Raw genomic sequence first — 13,875 nt, 5'->3', positions numbered from 1 at the left:
ATTCAAGGTGGTTCAAGTCACCACTCGGCGAGACTTCCGTCTTCATGACGCCATATGGGATTGCGCCAGCGGTGACCTTCCTTGGCGCGCTCGATGACATAATCCTCGTTCACCTCGATGCCGAGGCCTGGTCCCTGCGGGATGGCGGCAAAGCCGTCCGCATAGGCGAAGACATCGGCATTGGTAATGTAGTCCAGCAGGTCGTTGGACTTGTTGTAATGGATGCCGAGGCTCTGTTCCTGAATGAAGGCATTGTAGGACACCGCATCGACCTGGAGGCAGGCGGCAAGGGCGATGGGGCCAAGCGGGCAATGAGGCGCGAGCGCAACATCGTAAGCCTCGGCCATCGCGGCGATCTTCCGGCATTCCGTGATCCCGCCCGCGTGTGACAGATCCGGCTGGATGATGTCCACATAGCCGTCGGACAAAACCGACTTGAAGTCCCAGCGGGAATAAAGCCTTTCGCCAAGGGCAATCGGCGTCGAGGTGTGATTGACGATATCGCGCAGGGCTTCCTTGTTTTCGGAAAGCACCGGTTCTTCAATGAACATCAGCTTGTAGGGATCAAGTTCCCGCGCCAGAACCTTGGCCATGGGCTTGTGCACCCGCCCGTGGAAGTCCACCGCAATGCCGATGTCCGGACCAACGGCTTCGCGCACGCTCGCGATCGCCTCCACAGCCTTGTCCAGCCGTGAGTTGCTGTCGACGATCTGGAGCTCGGCGCAACCATTCATTTTCAGCGCCTTGAAGCCGCGCTCGACCACCTGCCTGGCGTTGTGTGCCAGCTCCGAAGGCCTGTCGCCACCGATCCAGGAATAGACCTTGATCCTGTCCCGCACCTGGCCGCCAAGCAGCGAGTGAACCGGCTGGCCGAGAGCCTTTCCCTTGATGTCCCACAAGGCCTGGTCGATGCCCGCAAGGGCGCTCATGTGTATCGCGCCGCCCCGGTAAAATCCGCCTCGATAAAGCACCGTCCAATGGTCCTCGATCAAAAAGGGATCCTTGCCGATGAGATAGTCGGCAAGTTCATGGACAGCCGCTTCCGTGGTCAGGGCACGGCCTTCGACCACGGGTTCGCCCCAGCCGATGACGCCTTCATCGGTTTCGATCTTCAGGAAAAGCCAGCGCGGCGGCACGATATAGGTCGTGAGTTTGGTGATCTTCATTCTGTAAGCTTCCGGCAAAGGCGCAGTCATCGGGCGGCAGGCGAAGGGGTGGTCAGAGATCGACACGCCCTGCAGCAGCCTGGGCCGCAGTCAGGTCATGCTCGGCCAGGTCAAGCATCCGGTTCGAGGCTTCCCGGGCTCGCGGTGCATCGCGCAGACGCAGGGCATCCACAAGTTCGCCATGCAGTTCGATGGCAAGGTCCCGGCTCTCCACCGCGGTGTTGGACGCATGCAGCGTATAATGCAGGGCCGTATGAATGGCACTGGAAAGACGCCGAAACACCTGATTGTGGCTGGCGGCCATAAGCACGCTATGGAAATCGACGTCCGCCTCGGTGAAGGCTTCAGGGTCGGAATTTGAGTCGCGCATCCGCAACCAGGCCGCTTCCAGCGCCGCAATTTCCTGCAAGGTGGCGCGTTTGGCCGCAAATTCCGCTGCTGCCGGCTCAATCGTGCGCCGGGCTTCCAGGATGCATCCAAGCAGGTCGAACTCATGGATGAAGGGGCCGATCCAATCGAGCACTTCCCCATCCAGTATGTTCCAGTCCTCCCGGTCGGTCACCACGGTTCCCACGCGAGGCTTCACCCGCAGCATGCCTTTGGATTCCAGAACCTTGATGGATTCGCGAATGACCGTGCGGCTGACGCCATAGATTTCGCACAGGTCGTTTTCGCGGGGGAGCTGAGCGCCGACCGGATATTTTTCAGAGCAGATGTCTTCCGCCAGAGCAGCCGTCACATTCTTTCGCACGCGAGGGCGCTTGCCACTGTTCTGATCAGCGGTCGCTGTCTCCTCCCTCAACGTTTCCAATGGCCTGCTCCCTGTTTGTGGCGGAATGAGATCCCGCATTTTTAGCGGATTTTTTGCTCTGCGCGAACTGCGCGTTTCACTGTCCGTCTTCGAATGTCGGGCAATCTTATCCGATACATCATACAAAGGCAATTGACTGGTATGATGATTCACAGTAGGTCTGTTGAAGCGCCCCGGGAGGCTGGGCGCCTCGAAATGAATTGGGAGGTTCTGCAATGCGTGTGTTGAAGAAAGCCGTTCTGACCGGAGTGATGGCCCTTGCCCTCGTCGGTTCTGCCCATGCCGCTGACGTGAAAATCGGGTTCGTCGTCAAGCAGCCGGAGGAGCCCTGGTTCCAGGACGAGTGGAAGTTTGCCCAGAAGGCTGCCGAGGAAAAGGGGTTCACCCTTGTTGAAATCGGCGCACCGGATGGAGAGAAGGTTCAGGCAGCGATCGATAACCTGGGTGCGCAGGGCGCGCAGGGCTTCATCATCTGCGTGCCGGATGTGAAGCTCGGACCGGGGATCGTGGCCAAGGCAGCCGCCAACGACCTGAAGCTGATGACCGTGGATGACCGACTTGTCGGCGCTGATGGCGAACCCATCGAAAGCGTGCCGCACATGGGCATTTCCGCGGTAAAGATCGGCGAGACCGTTGGTCAGTCCATTGCGGCCGAGATCGAGGCGCGCGGCTGGGACATGTCCGAAGTGGGCGCGATCCGCGTTTCCTACGACCAGCTTCCGACGGCCGTCGATCGGGTCGAAGGCGCTATCGCAGCTCTGACGGCTGCCGGCTTCCCCGCGGAAAACATCTATGACGCGCCCCAGGCCAAGACCGATACCGAAGCGGCCCTGAACGCTGCCACCACCGTGCTCAACCAGCACGCGGACGTGAAGAAGTGGATTGCCTTCGGCCTGAACGACGAAGCCGTTCTCGGCGCGGTCCGGGCCACAGAATCGGTCGGCATCCCGGCTGAGAACGTCATTGGCGTTGGCATCGGCGGTGCTGAATCGGCCATCAACGAGTTCAAGAAACCGAGCGCGACCGGTTTCTACGGTACGGTCATTATCTCGCCGAAGCGCCACGGTTATGAAACCGCACTCAACATGTACGAGTGGATTGCCAACAACAAGGCACCGGAGCCGCTCATCCTGACGTCCGGCTCGCTGGCCCTGCGCGACACTTATGTGGACGTGCGCAAGGACCTGGGCATCGAGTGATCCGTCCCGACTGACACCTGATCCGGCGACCGGTCTTGCGGTCGCCGGGGAACTGTTGCGCGAGCGTCATGTCTTATCTGTCAGTACAAAACATATACAAGAGCTACCCGGGCGTTCAGGCCCTGTCGGACATCTCCTTCTCGGTGGAGAAGGGAGCCGTACATGGGTTGATGGGCGAGAACGGTGCCGGAAAGTCCACCCTGATCCGGGTGCTTTCCGGCGACCAGTCCGCGGACAGCGGATCCATCTCCATCGACGGGATCGAGCAGAACTACGGGTCTGTGCGCGATGCCTTCGAGGCCGGAGTGATCGTGATCCACCAGGAACTTCAGCTGGTGCCGGAGCTGACGGTGGCGGAAAATCTCTGGCTGGGCCGGTTTCCCAACCGGGGTGGCGTCCTCGAAGGCCGGCGATTGGTCGAGACCGTGCGCAACCGGCTTGAGGAGATCGGCGTCGATGTCGATCCCAATGCCAAGGTCGCTTCACTGTCCATCGGTGCGCGCCAGATGGTGGAAATCGCCAAGGCCGTGATGATGGAGGCCCGGGTCATCGCACTGGACGAGCCGACGTCGTCCCTGTCCTCCAGGGAAAGCGAGATCCTGTTCAATCTGATCGCCCGGTTGAAGGCCAAGGGCACGGTGATCCTCTATGTGTCTCACCGGCTGGAGGAAATCTTCCACCTCTGCGACAGCCTGACGGTTTTGCGGGATGGCCGTCTTGCAGCCCATCACCCCGACATTGCCAATGTGACCCGCGACCAGATCATCGCCGAGATGGTCGGGCGTGAAATCGGCAACATCTGGGGCTGGCGTGAGCGGTCGTTCGGGCCGGTGCGGCTGGAAGTGTCCGGCATGTGCGGTGAAAAGCTTCCCGGACCGGCCGAATTCACGGTTCGGCAGGGCGAAATCCTGGGCTTCTTCGGCCTGATTGGCGCCGGACGCAGCGAGTTGATGCGCCTTGTCTATGGTGCGGACACGCGGCGCGGCGGCACGGTCACCATCGACGGCAAGGAAGTGCCTGCGGACAATCCGCGCGGTGCCATCAATGCAGGACTCGTGTTGTGTCCGGAAGACCGGAAACACGACGGCATTATCCAGGGGCGGTCCATCGAGGAAAACATAGCCATTTCCTCACGCAGGCACATGTCCTCCTTCGGCATTCTCCAGCTTGGCAAGGAAGCAGCTCTTGCGGATCGCTTCATCGCCCGGCTCAAGGTGCGCACGCCATCGCGGAAGCAGGACATCGTCAATCTCTCGGGCGGCAATCAGCAGAAGGTCATTCTGGGTCGCTGGCTGTCGGAACAGGGTGTGAAGGTGCTGATTGTCGACGAGCCGACGCGCGGCATCGACGTCGGCGCCAAGTCGGAGATCTACGACATCCTCTACGAGCTTGCGGAAGGCGGTATGGCCATCGTGGTCGTTTCCAGCGAGCTGCCCGAAGTGATGGGTATTTCCGACCGCATCATCGTCATGTGCGAAGGCCGCATGGTCGGCCAATTCGCGCGGGAAACCTTTGAAGAGCGCAACATTCTGACCCTGGCCTTGCCGGACAGAAATGCTGCCCACACGGTGTGAACGGGGCCGTTTCAGATGAATTCTCTCAAGAAAATTTTGCTCGGAGACCAGGGCCTGGTCGTCATCTTCGCGGTGGCCTTCGCAATCGTTTCCCTGACCGTTCCCAACTTTCTCACCGAGCGCAACATCCTCGGCCTGCTGCAGTCGGTGGTGACAATCGGCATTGTCGCCTGCACGATGATGTTCTGCCTCGCTTCGCGCGATTTCGACCTTTCGGTCGGATCGACGGTCGCTTTCACCGGCATGATCGCCGTCATTGCTTCCAACATGACCGGCTCCATCGTGATGGGGCTCATCATAGCCTTGCTTAGCGGCGCGTTGGTGGGGGCGGTCAACGGCTTCGTCATCGCTTGTTTCCGCATCAACGCGCTGATCACAACCCTGGCCACCATGCAGATCGTCCGGGGACTGGCGCTGATTGTGTCCGACGGCCGGGCCGTCGGCATCAACGACCCCGGATTCTACCAGCTCGCCCTGTCCCGTTTCCTGGGCATCCCGACGCCGATCTGGGTCATGGGTGCGCTTTTCATCGCTTTCGGCTTTCTGCTGAACCGCACGGTCTTCGGCAAGAACACGCTGGCGATTGGCGGTAATCCGGAAGCGGCCCGTCTTGCCGGGGTGAATGTGGTGTCCATGCGGATCTGGATCTTTGCCTTGCAGGGCCTGATCTGCGCTGTTGCAGGCATCATGCTTGCCTCGCGCATCACATCCGGCCAACCGAATGCAGCCACCGGCCTTGAACTCTCGGTGATTTCCGCCTGTGTCCTCGGCGGAGTCTCCCTGGCCGGTGGCCGCGCCGCCATGACGGGTGTCATTGTCGGCGTCATGATCATGGGCATTGCCGAAAATGTTATGAACCTCCTGAACATTCAGGCCTTCTACCAGTATGTCGTGCGTGGCCTGATCCTGCTCATCGCAGTTCTTCTCGACAACCTGCGCTCCACAGCAAGCCGCTGATGTTCGTGGAGGCCGGGCATGACTGGACGCTCGCGCAAGGGGATCTGGTGGTCTCCGCCAGCCCGGAGGGAGGTTCAATTGTCCAGGCCGCGTGGCGAGGCACGCCGATCCTGCAAGCTGCCGGTGGACCGGAGGGGAAGGCAGCCTGTTTTCCCCTGGTGCCCTTCGGAAATCGGATCGCCGGCAATTGCTTCACCTTCCGGGAGGAGAGCTTTACGCTTCAGCCCAACACCAACGAACCGCTTGTTCTGCATGGTGACGGCTGGCTGGATACCTGGAACCTGACGGAAAAGACCGACAATTCGCTTGAGCTGGACCTGGTCAGGGAGCAACCCTCCCATAGTCCCTACGCCTTCAAGGCGCACCAGAAGGTTCATCTGGAAGAGGACTGCCTGTCCCTGAGCCTTCGCGTGACGAACCTCGGCAAAAAGGCCCTGCCGTTCGGCATCGGGTTTCATCCGTTTTTCCGGCGAGCGCCCGACATGACCTTGCAGACGAAGGTGCAAAACATGTGGCGGGAAGGCGAGGGACATCTTCCGGACGGTCTGCAGCACATTCCTTCCGAACTCGATTTTTCGATGCCACGTATCGTGCCGCCGCGCTGGATCAACAATGCCTTCGACGGTTTTTCCGGCAAGGCCCGGCTGCACTGGCCGGATATTGAGCTCGCTCTTGATCTCAGCTGCGATCCGGTGTTCGACGTGGTGATGATCTTTGCCCCGCAGGCACCTGCAGACTTTGTCTGTCTGGAACCCATGAGCCATCTGCCGAACGGTCACAATCTGCCGGATCTCGGTGGGTTGAGCGTTCTGGAGCCGGGGGAGGAACTGGCGGGAACGATAAAGATGACATTTCTGCATGTGTCGGAGACCAGGGAGAAGAACAATGGCTGATCGGCTTTCAGGAAAGCGTATCCTGATCACTGGCGCCGCACAGGGCATTGGTCTTGCCATCGTCCGAGCCTGCCTCGGCGAAGGCGCTGCCGTGGTTCTGATGGACCGGGACGCAGCGCTGCTTGCCCGTAGCGTTGCGGATCTGGGCGGGGAGGCAGAGTATCTGACGGCTCTTGCCGGAGACATCACGAACACGGATGACGTTGCCGCTGTGGTCGCTCGCGCGCAGCAGACCATCGGTCCGTTAAACGCGCTCATCAACAATGCCGGGGTAAATGTCTTCGACGAGCCTTTGTCCCTGAGCGATGAAGACTGGAACCGCTGCTTCGACGTCAACCTGAAGGGGGCGTGGAATTGCGCCCGAGCCGTGTTGCCGGGTCTGCTTGAACAGGATGGCGGGGTCATTCTCAACATTGCCTCCACGCATGCTTTCACCATCATCCCGCACACCTTTCCCTACCCGCTTGCCAAACACGCCCTACTGGGGCTTACCAAGTCTCTTGCGCTGGAATATGCCGCACGGAATGTCCGGGTGAATGCCCTGGCGCCGGGCTATGTCCAGACCCAGAAGGTGGTCGATTACTGGAACAGTTTTCCCGATCCCGAGGCGGCCCGGCAGGAGACCTTGCGACTGCATCCGGGCGGGCGTATCGCCACGCCGGAAGAAATCGCCAGGGCGGCTGTCTTCATGATTTCCGACGAATGCCCCTTCATGAACGCCGCCTGCCTGACTGTCGATGGCGGCCTCAGCGTCCAGCAGCACCCAGCCTGACGCGGGTATTTTTTCAATAAATCGGGCTTGACCCTGACACTAACGTCAACCGGCTAACACCGGCTTGGCGCGCAATGCGCAGGTGTTAATTCAGGAAAGCAAGCCAAGATGAATGAACGGACAAACTGGCAGGGCAAGGTTGCCATCGTAACAGGCGGAAGCTCCGGAATTGGAGAGGCCACCGCGCTGGCATTGACCGGGCAGGGGGCGAATGTTGTCATCACCGGACGTAATGCGTCAAAGCTTGCCGGTGTTGCCGGCAAGAGCGAGGCAATCGAGGCCGTGCAAGCCGACAGTGCCGACCCGGCAGGCAGCCGGCGCGCTGTCGAGGCAGCACTGGGGCGATGGGGCCGCCTGGATCTTGTCGTCAACAATGCGGGCGCGGGCAAACCGCTGCCCATCGAGTCCTATGATGCCGAAACGCTTTCGGAAATCTGTGCGGTGAATATCGTTGCGCCGTCCCTTCTGTTGAAGGAGGCCCAGTCGGCCTTGCGGGACAGCAAGGGGGCTGTCGTCAACATCGGTACGGCTGTTTCCCAGAATGCGGCGCCGGGCCTGGCGCACTATGCGGCCACAAAGGCGGCGCTTGAGCATCTGACGCGGTCCTGGGCCATCGAGCTTGCAGGCGACGGAGTACGGGTGAACGCCGTCTCTCCCGGTCCCGTCAAGAGCGGCGCTCTCACGGGCATGATGGGCCTGCCGCCGGAAGTCGCGCAAACCATCGAGGAAACAGAAGCAGCTCAGGTTCCGATGGGACGGCGCGGACTGACCTCCGATCTTGTGCCGTGGATCTTGCAGCTCGGCAGTTCCGCCAACGAGTGGCTCACCGCACAGGTGATCACGATTGACGGTGGCTGGTCGCTTCGGGGCCAGGCAGGCTGAGCATTTGCGACCAAGGGCAAATATGGGCATCCTCCCCTTGATGGGGAGGGGGCCCCTCGCCACTTGAAGGCCTGAAGCGAGCACTTCCGGGAAAACAGGGCTTGACCCTGACACTAGTGTCAAGGTGCTAGGGTCCACACCCTAGTCCGGTGTTGAAAGGGGGCGACATGCAGATCAAGGAAGCAGCCGAACGGCTTGGCATTACGGAACGGATGCTGCGACACTATGAAAAGTCGGGCCTGATGGAAGCTCGCCGTTCGGAAAACGGCTATCGCAGCTATAGTGCCGCGGACTTGCGCCGTGCCGCCCGGATCCGCGATTTCATTGCCACGGGTTTTTCGACGCGCGAAGTTCGTGCGATGGCCGCCTGTCTGTCGGACGAAGGATCCGGGCCTTGCGAAGGCGGTATTCCGCAGCTTCTGAAAAAGCTTGAGCACATCGACCGGCTCAGCGCCGATCTTGAAGCGAAACGCGAAGCCATTCTCGACCGCCTGACCGTGCTGGAAGAAGCTCTATCGGTGAGCGCAGACGAGAAAGGTGGCGCCGGATCCGGGATGAATGCCCCTGTTCCAGGCCGGGGTTCTGGCACGCCCGGCAGAGGCCGTGTCGATCTGGAGCCTCACGCAAGCGGGCGCTGACGGACAGTCTTGCTGAGTTTTTGACACGCGCCGCATCCCCTGGCGAACTTCGCCATTGACATCAATCGATTTTCGTCACAAATTTCTGTCATGACAGAAATTACCGACAAGGCCGATCCGTCGGCAAAAGAGAAGTTCATCCTCTATTGGGGGGACATGGGCAGCCAGTGGAGCGTCAACCGTTCGGTAGCGCAGATCCATGCATTGCTGTTCCTGAGCCCGGTGCCGATGAATGCGGAGCAGATTTCCGAGGAACTCGGCATTGCCCGGTCCAATGTCTCCAACTCCCTGAAGGAACTTGTCGGATGGCGGCTGATCCAGAGAGTGCCTGTCGCGGGGGATCGCCGGGAGCACTTCGTGGCCGAGACCGACGTCTGGGAAATGGCGCTGCTGATTGCGAAGGGCCGCAAGGAACGGGAGATCGATCCGGCGATCCGCGCTATCGATGTCTGTGTGCGCCAGGCGGAAAAGGAAAAGACGCTTGACCCCGTTGCTCTGGAGCGGATGCAGGAGATGCACCAGTTTCTGACCACCGCCGATCGCTGGTCGGAGCAGATGCTGAGCGTGCCGAAGTCGAAACTCGCCAGCTTGATGAAGATGGGCGACAAGGTTCTCTCGCTGCTCAAGATCGGCGGCAAGAAGGGCTGACAGCTGGGGCGAGTCAGGTTTTCGCCTTACCAGCAGCTCCCATGGAAGTGCCGGACAGCGAGATAAGATCGGGTGAGAGGCCAGTAGGCTTGCCGCCCGATTTCAGGCTCAAAATTTTTTGCCAAGTAATTTCTCTTTATACAGAAATAACCGACATAACAGGAGGGATTGGAAATGCGAAACGCAAGCGCCACTCTGGAGCGGCCCGAAGCTGGCGATCGCCGTTTTCGCGATCTTCTGGGAGAAGCCGCCTGGCATGGCCTGCCAGCGGCCGTCCGCCGCCGGTTCGGCAAACGTCTGAGCGGCGGGGCAAGTGTCGTCTATCAAGGCCTGGTCGTGACCATGCGGATGAACCTTGCCGGAAGCATTCTGGCGCAGCTCGCGCGGCTTGTCGGCGGTCCACTCCCCTTTGACAGATCCTCTTTCAACCAGCCTGCCGTTGTCACCGTCACAGAAGATATTGCGAGCGATGGCCAGTTCTGGATCCGCCAATACGGGCGTAGCTCTGGCTTTCCGCAAGTGATCCACAGTTCCAAGCGGTTCGAGGGCCCGACCGGCATTGAGGAATATATCGGTGCGGGGATTGGCATGGCACTGCGGGTGAATGCCCTCACAGACGGTCTCAGTTTCGAAAGCGACCACTATTTTCTGCAGGCCGGACGGTGGCGGTTGCGGCTGCCCGCCTGGCTCCGGCCCGGAGCTTTGACGATCACGCACCGGGATCTCGGCAAGGACCGTTTCCTGTTCACCCTTTCCCTCAAGAGCCGCGTCTTCGGTGAACTGGTTCACCAGGATGCACTCTTTCATGACATGGAGACTTGATCATGGATAATCCCGTTCTCTGGACGTTGATCTCCATCCAGATATTGATGGGCGCATTCGATACGCTCGTGCACCATGAAGGCAGCGAGCGCCTGGCTTGGCGTCCGTCGCAGAAAACCGAACTGCGGCTGCACGGTGTGCGAAATTTCTTCTACGCGGTGATCTTCCTCTGCTTCGGCTGGCTGGAACCGCATGGGGTCTTCACCATGCTGTTGACGGCAATCCTTGTCGCCGAGGTGCTGATCACGCTTTGGGATTTTGTCGAGGAAGACATGACCCGAAAGCTGCCATGGACCGAAAGGATCAACCACACGCTGCTGGCCTTGAACTATGGTGCGATCCTGGTCCTGGCCGCGCCGGTTCTGTGGCAATGGTCGTTCCTCCCCAGCGCGCTGGTGCCCGTCAGCTACGGCTGGTGGAGTGTGCTTTCCACGGTTTCGGCACTTGGTGTCGGGCTCTTCAGCGCGCGGGATCTGCTTGCGGCCGCGCGCAGCGACAGGCTTGGTGGTCCAGATCCGGCGGGACTGGTTGCAGCCCTGCCACCGCGCCGGCATATCCTTGTGACGGGCGGCACCGGGTTCATAGGTCGGCGGTTGGTGGAAGCGCTGGTGCGAGGGGGGCATTTCGTCACGGTTCTCACGCGAGACCTGCGCAAGGCGGATGACCTGGAACACCCTGTTCGTGTGATCACCAGTCTTGACCGGATCCACAATGCCGAGCGCTTCGATGCCATCGTCAACCTGGCAGGAGACCCGATCGCGAATGGCTTGTGGACCAGCCGTAAACGCGCAAGGATCATCGACTCCCGTGTTCAAATGACCGAAGCATTGCAGGAACTGGTCGGACGTCTTGACAACAAACCGGCTTGCCTGATCAACGGCTCCGCCATCGGCTGGTACGGTTTGCGCGGTGATGAAACACTGACCGAAGACGCCTACTTCGACCCTGCCTTCGTCCACGAAGTCTGCGAGCGCTGGGAACAGGCGGCCCAAAAGCTGGAGCGGGACGGAGTGCGTGTCGTGCTCTTGCGGATCGGTCTCGTTCTCGGTGTCGAGGGCGGCATTCTGGCAAAGCTGCTGACGCCGTTTGAATTCGGTGGCGGCGGGGTGATGGGGTCTGGCCGCCAGTGGATGTCCTGGATCGAGCGGGACGACTTGGTCCGTATCATTGCCCGCACGGTGGCCGATGAAAATTTGTCCGGCCCCGTCAACGCTACGGCACCCGTGCCGGTTCGAAATGCGGAATTCACGAGCGCTCTGGCCAAGGCGCTTCACCGCCCGGCATTCCTGCGCCTGCCTGCCTGGCTATTGTCGACGGCGCTCGGTGACATGGGCCGGGAAACGATGCTGGCCGGCCAGCGTGTGGTGCCGGCGAAACTGGTCGCCGCAGGTTTCAGGTTTCGCCACCCGGAACTTGCCCCGATGCTGCAGGCGATCACGGGCACGAAGACAGGCTCGGTTCGGGCTGAGGAACAAGAGGTCCGGTCATTGGCTTGAATGGGGCTGAAATGACAAAGTGGTCATGCGCTGTGATCAAAAAGGGGGCGGCGGCAGACGCCGGCTTCCTCAGCTCACGATTCCCTCTCCATCGTCATCCCGGACGAAGCGCAGCGAAGATCCGGGATCGGGGCGCGGAGACCGTTCGTTTTGCGTACAAAGAAGTAATTTCCGGGGCTCCCCGATCCCGGCTCGCGCTTCGCTTGGCCGGGATGACGACGGAGAGGGTGAGAGAGAAGGTTAATTGCCAACCTCGGGGGAAGTCCGACCTGGCGGGAGAGGTTTCGCAAGCAGATCCATCTGCTCCTCATTCAAATACAGCTCACGTCAGCAGCGGGCTCAACTCCGTCTGGATGTTCAGCAGGGCTGGGAGGAACTTTGTTTTTGCCGTTTCCGGCGCGGCGGATGTGCTGGCGTAACCGACATTGAGCGCGGCAATCGTGTGGCCGTGGGAATTTTGAACCGGGACCGCGATGGAACACAGTCCGGGTTCGACTTCCTGATCGATCATCGCGAAGCCCTGGCTGCGGATACTGGCAAGTTCGGCCAGAATGGCGTCCACCCGGGTGAGAGTTTTTGGTGTCAGCGCAGTCAGGGTCATGGCCTCCAGCCGCGCCTTGGCCTCGTTCTCCGGCAGAGCGGCCAGCATGACGCGGCCCATCGACGAGCAATGGGCCGGCAACCGCGAACCCGGCATCAGCGCAATCGACATGACCTTCGTTCGGGCGGCGCGGGCCACATAGACGATCTCGTCGCCGTCAAGGATCGACACCGACGAGCTTTCGCCGATCTGCTCCGATAGGTGATCGAGCAGAGGCTGCACCACACGGGGCAAGGGCATGGTGGCAAGGCAGGCGGTCCCCAGCCGCAGCACCTGCGGGGTCAGCGTGAAGAACTTGCCGTCCCAGTTGGCATATCCCAGGTGCGCCAGTGTCAGCAGGCAGCGGCGGGAGGTTGCCCGGTCAAGGCCGGATGCATTCGCAACCTCGGAGATCGACTGGCGAGGACTGTCTGCGGTGAAGGTTTCGATAACCTGCAAGCCCTTGGCCAGGCCCCCCATGATGTCCCGTTCCGCAATCATGTGATTTGTCTCATCTGATGTCGATTTGTGCGATATGTAAACAAATGAAGCATATCGCACAAATCAGTTGGACGAAAGACACCTGCCGTCGCTATCTCCTTTGGCACTGCAAAGCCTGTTGGCGGGCTGGCCCAGAGTTCAGGAGACAGCCTGTCCTCTTGCAAGCGCCGGCCGCTTCAGGTGATGCGCGAGAAGGAGACAATGATGGACAAGACGGTTTCCGACCTTGCCACCGCCGTGGCGGGGATCGAGGACGGCATGACGGTGATGATCGGCGGCTTCGGCGGCTCCGGATCTCCCATCGAGCTGATCCACGCGCTGATCGACCGCTATCGCGAGACGGGGCATCCGAAGGACCTCGTGGTCATCAACAACAATGCCGGCAACGGTCATGTGGGCCTGGCCGCGCTCATCGAGGCGGGCATGGTGCGCAAGCTGATCTGCTCCTTCCCGCGCTCTGCCGATCCGGTGGTCTTCACCGAGATGTACCTGGCAGGCGGCATCGAGCTGGAACTAGTGCCCCAGGGCACGCTGGCGGAAAGGATCCGCGCGGGCGGTGCGGGTATTCCCGCCTTCTACACACCGTCTTCCTACGGAACGGATCTGGCAAAGGACAAGCCGGTCGCCGAATTCGACGGCCGGATGTATGTGCAGGAACGCTGGCTGAAGGCGGATGTTGCGCTGGTGAAAGCCGAAACAGCGGATACCTTTGGAAACCTGACCTATCGCATGGCAGCCCGTAACTTCAATCCGCTGATGTGCATGGCTGCCGCGGAGGCCATCGTGCAGGCAAGCCGGATCGTCGAAGCGGGCGGGATCGATCCCGAGGTCGTCGTCACGCCGGGTATCTTCGTTCAAAAGGTCGTTGAGGTGGCCAATCCGCTGCAGGAAGAAGACCTCAACCGCGCCAATGCCGCCTATCCGCTGGAGGCCTGA

At 60.6% G+C, this 13,875-nt stretch carries 14 protein-coding genes; 11 read left to right on the top strand and 3 right to left on the bottom strand.

Features of this window, described 5'->3' with window-relative positions; genetic code table 11:
* Positions 1-17: 17 nt before the first annotated feature.
* Both dgoD and B0E33_RS07675 read right to left on the bottom strand, forming a co-directional pair.
* Positions 18-1,166 (bottom strand): galactonate dehydratase, encoded by a 1,149-nt coding sequence (gene dgoD, locus B0E33_RS07680; protein ID WP_077290859.1) that lies wholly within the window; start codon positions 1,164-1,166, stop codon positions 18-20.
* A 52-nt stretch (positions 1,167-1,218) separates the two neighbouring features.
* Complete coding sequence (locus B0E33_RS07675; protein ID WP_152533327.1) at positions 1,219-1,968, bottom strand: FadR/GntR family transcriptional regulator; 750 nt, start codon at positions 1,966-1,968, stop codon at positions 1,219-1,221.
* 224 nt (positions 1,969-2,192) lie between these two features.
* Here B0E33_RS07675 and B0E33_RS07670 point away from each other — a divergent pair, with 224 nt between their 5' ends.
* The 10 genes from B0E33_RS07670 (at position 2,193) to B0E33_RS07625 (ending at position 11,858) form a co-directional block, all read left to right on the top strand.
* Complete coding sequence (locus B0E33_RS07670) at positions 2,193-3,176, top strand: arabinose ABC transporter substrate-binding protein (protein WP_055657489.1); 984 nt, start codon at positions 2,193-2,195, stop codon at positions 3,174-3,176.
* A gap of 68 nt (positions 3,177-3,244) precedes the next feature.
* Positions 3,245-4,750, top strand: coding sequence for an L-arabinose ABC transporter ATP-binding protein AraG (gene araG / locus B0E33_RS07665; protein WP_077290858.1), 1,506 nt, complete (start codon positions 3,245-3,247; stop codon positions 4,748-4,750).
* A gap of 15 nt (positions 4,751-4,765) precedes the next feature.
* Complete coding sequence (gene araH, locus B0E33_RS07660) at positions 4,766-5,707, top strand: L-arabinose ABC transporter permease AraH (RefSeq protein ID WP_022999782.1); 942 nt, start codon at positions 4,766-4,768, stop codon at positions 5,705-5,707.
* On the top strand, positions 5,707-6,600 hold the full coding sequence (locus B0E33_RS07655) for an aldose 1-epimerase (RefSeq protein WP_077290857.1): 894 nt from the start codon (positions 5,707-5,709) through the stop codon (positions 6,598-6,600). The genes araH and B0E33_RS07655 overlap by 1 nt, the downstream gene beginning before the upstream one ends.
* Positions 6,593-7,372, top strand: a complete 780-nt coding sequence (locus B0E33_RS07650) for an SDR family oxidoreductase (protein ID WP_077290856.1) — start codon at positions 6,593-6,595, stop codon at positions 7,370-7,372. The genes B0E33_RS07655 and B0E33_RS07650 overlap by 8 nt, the downstream gene beginning before the upstream one ends.
* A 108-nt stretch (positions 7,373-7,480) precedes the next feature.
* On the top strand, positions 7,481-8,254 hold the full coding sequence (locus tag B0E33_RS07645) for an SDR family NAD(P)-dependent oxidoreductase (RefSeq protein ID WP_077290855.1): 774 nt from the start codon (positions 7,481-7,483) through the stop codon (positions 8,252-8,254).
* A gap of 167 nt (positions 8,255-8,421) precedes the next feature.
* The gene (locus B0E33_RS07640; RefSeq protein ID WP_077290854.1) at positions 8,422-8,892 is read left to right on the top strand and encodes a MerR family transcriptional regulator; all 471 of its coding nucleotides are present in this window, start codon (positions 8,422-8,424) and stop codon (positions 8,890-8,892) included.
* A 90-nt stretch (positions 8,893-8,982) separates the two neighbouring features.
* Entirely contained in the window at positions 8,983-9,540 is a 558-nt protein-coding gene (locus B0E33_RS07635; RefSeq protein WP_022999787.1) for a GbsR/MarR family transcriptional regulator, read from the top strand.
* Positions 9,541-9,714: 174 nt separating this feature from the next.
* Positions 9,715-10,362 carry a DUF4166 domain-containing protein gene (locus B0E33_RS07630; RefSeq protein WP_022999788.1) on the top strand — a complete coding sequence of 216 codons (648 nt, stop codon included), beginning with the start codon at positions 9,715-9,717 and terminating at the stop codon, positions 10,360-10,362.
* A gap of 2 nt (positions 10,363-10,364) precedes the next feature.
* Complete coding sequence (locus B0E33_RS07625) at positions 10,365-11,858, top strand: TIGR01777 family oxidoreductase (protein WP_077290853.1); 1,494 nt, start codon at positions 10,365-10,367, stop codon at positions 11,856-11,858.
* 322 nt (positions 11,859-12,180) lie between these two features.
* Here the strand turns inward: B0E33_RS07625 and B0E33_RS07620 are convergent, their stop codons facing one another.
* Entirely contained in the window at positions 12,181-12,939 is a 759-nt protein-coding gene (locus tag B0E33_RS07620; protein WP_077290852.1) for an IclR family transcriptional regulator domain-containing protein, read from the bottom strand.
* A gap of 204 nt (positions 12,940-13,143) precedes the next feature.
* On the opposite strand from B0E33_RS07620, the gene B0E33_RS07615 reads away from it, so the two are divergent.
* Positions 13,144-13,875, top strand: coding sequence for a 3-oxoacid CoA-transferase subunit A (locus tag B0E33_RS07615; RefSeq protein ID WP_077293183.1), 732 nt, complete (start codon positions 13,144-13,146; stop codon positions 13,873-13,875).

The sequence above is a fragment of the Roseibium algicola genome (genome assembly GCF_001999245.1).
In the GTDB taxonomy this organism is placed as follows: domain Bacteria; phylum Pseudomonadota; class Alphaproteobacteria; order Rhizobiales; family Stappiaceae; genus Roseibium; species Roseibium algicola.
The sequence above is the reverse complement of the archived record's forward strand: the minus strand, read 5'-3'. Positions and strand labels throughout refer to the sequence as shown.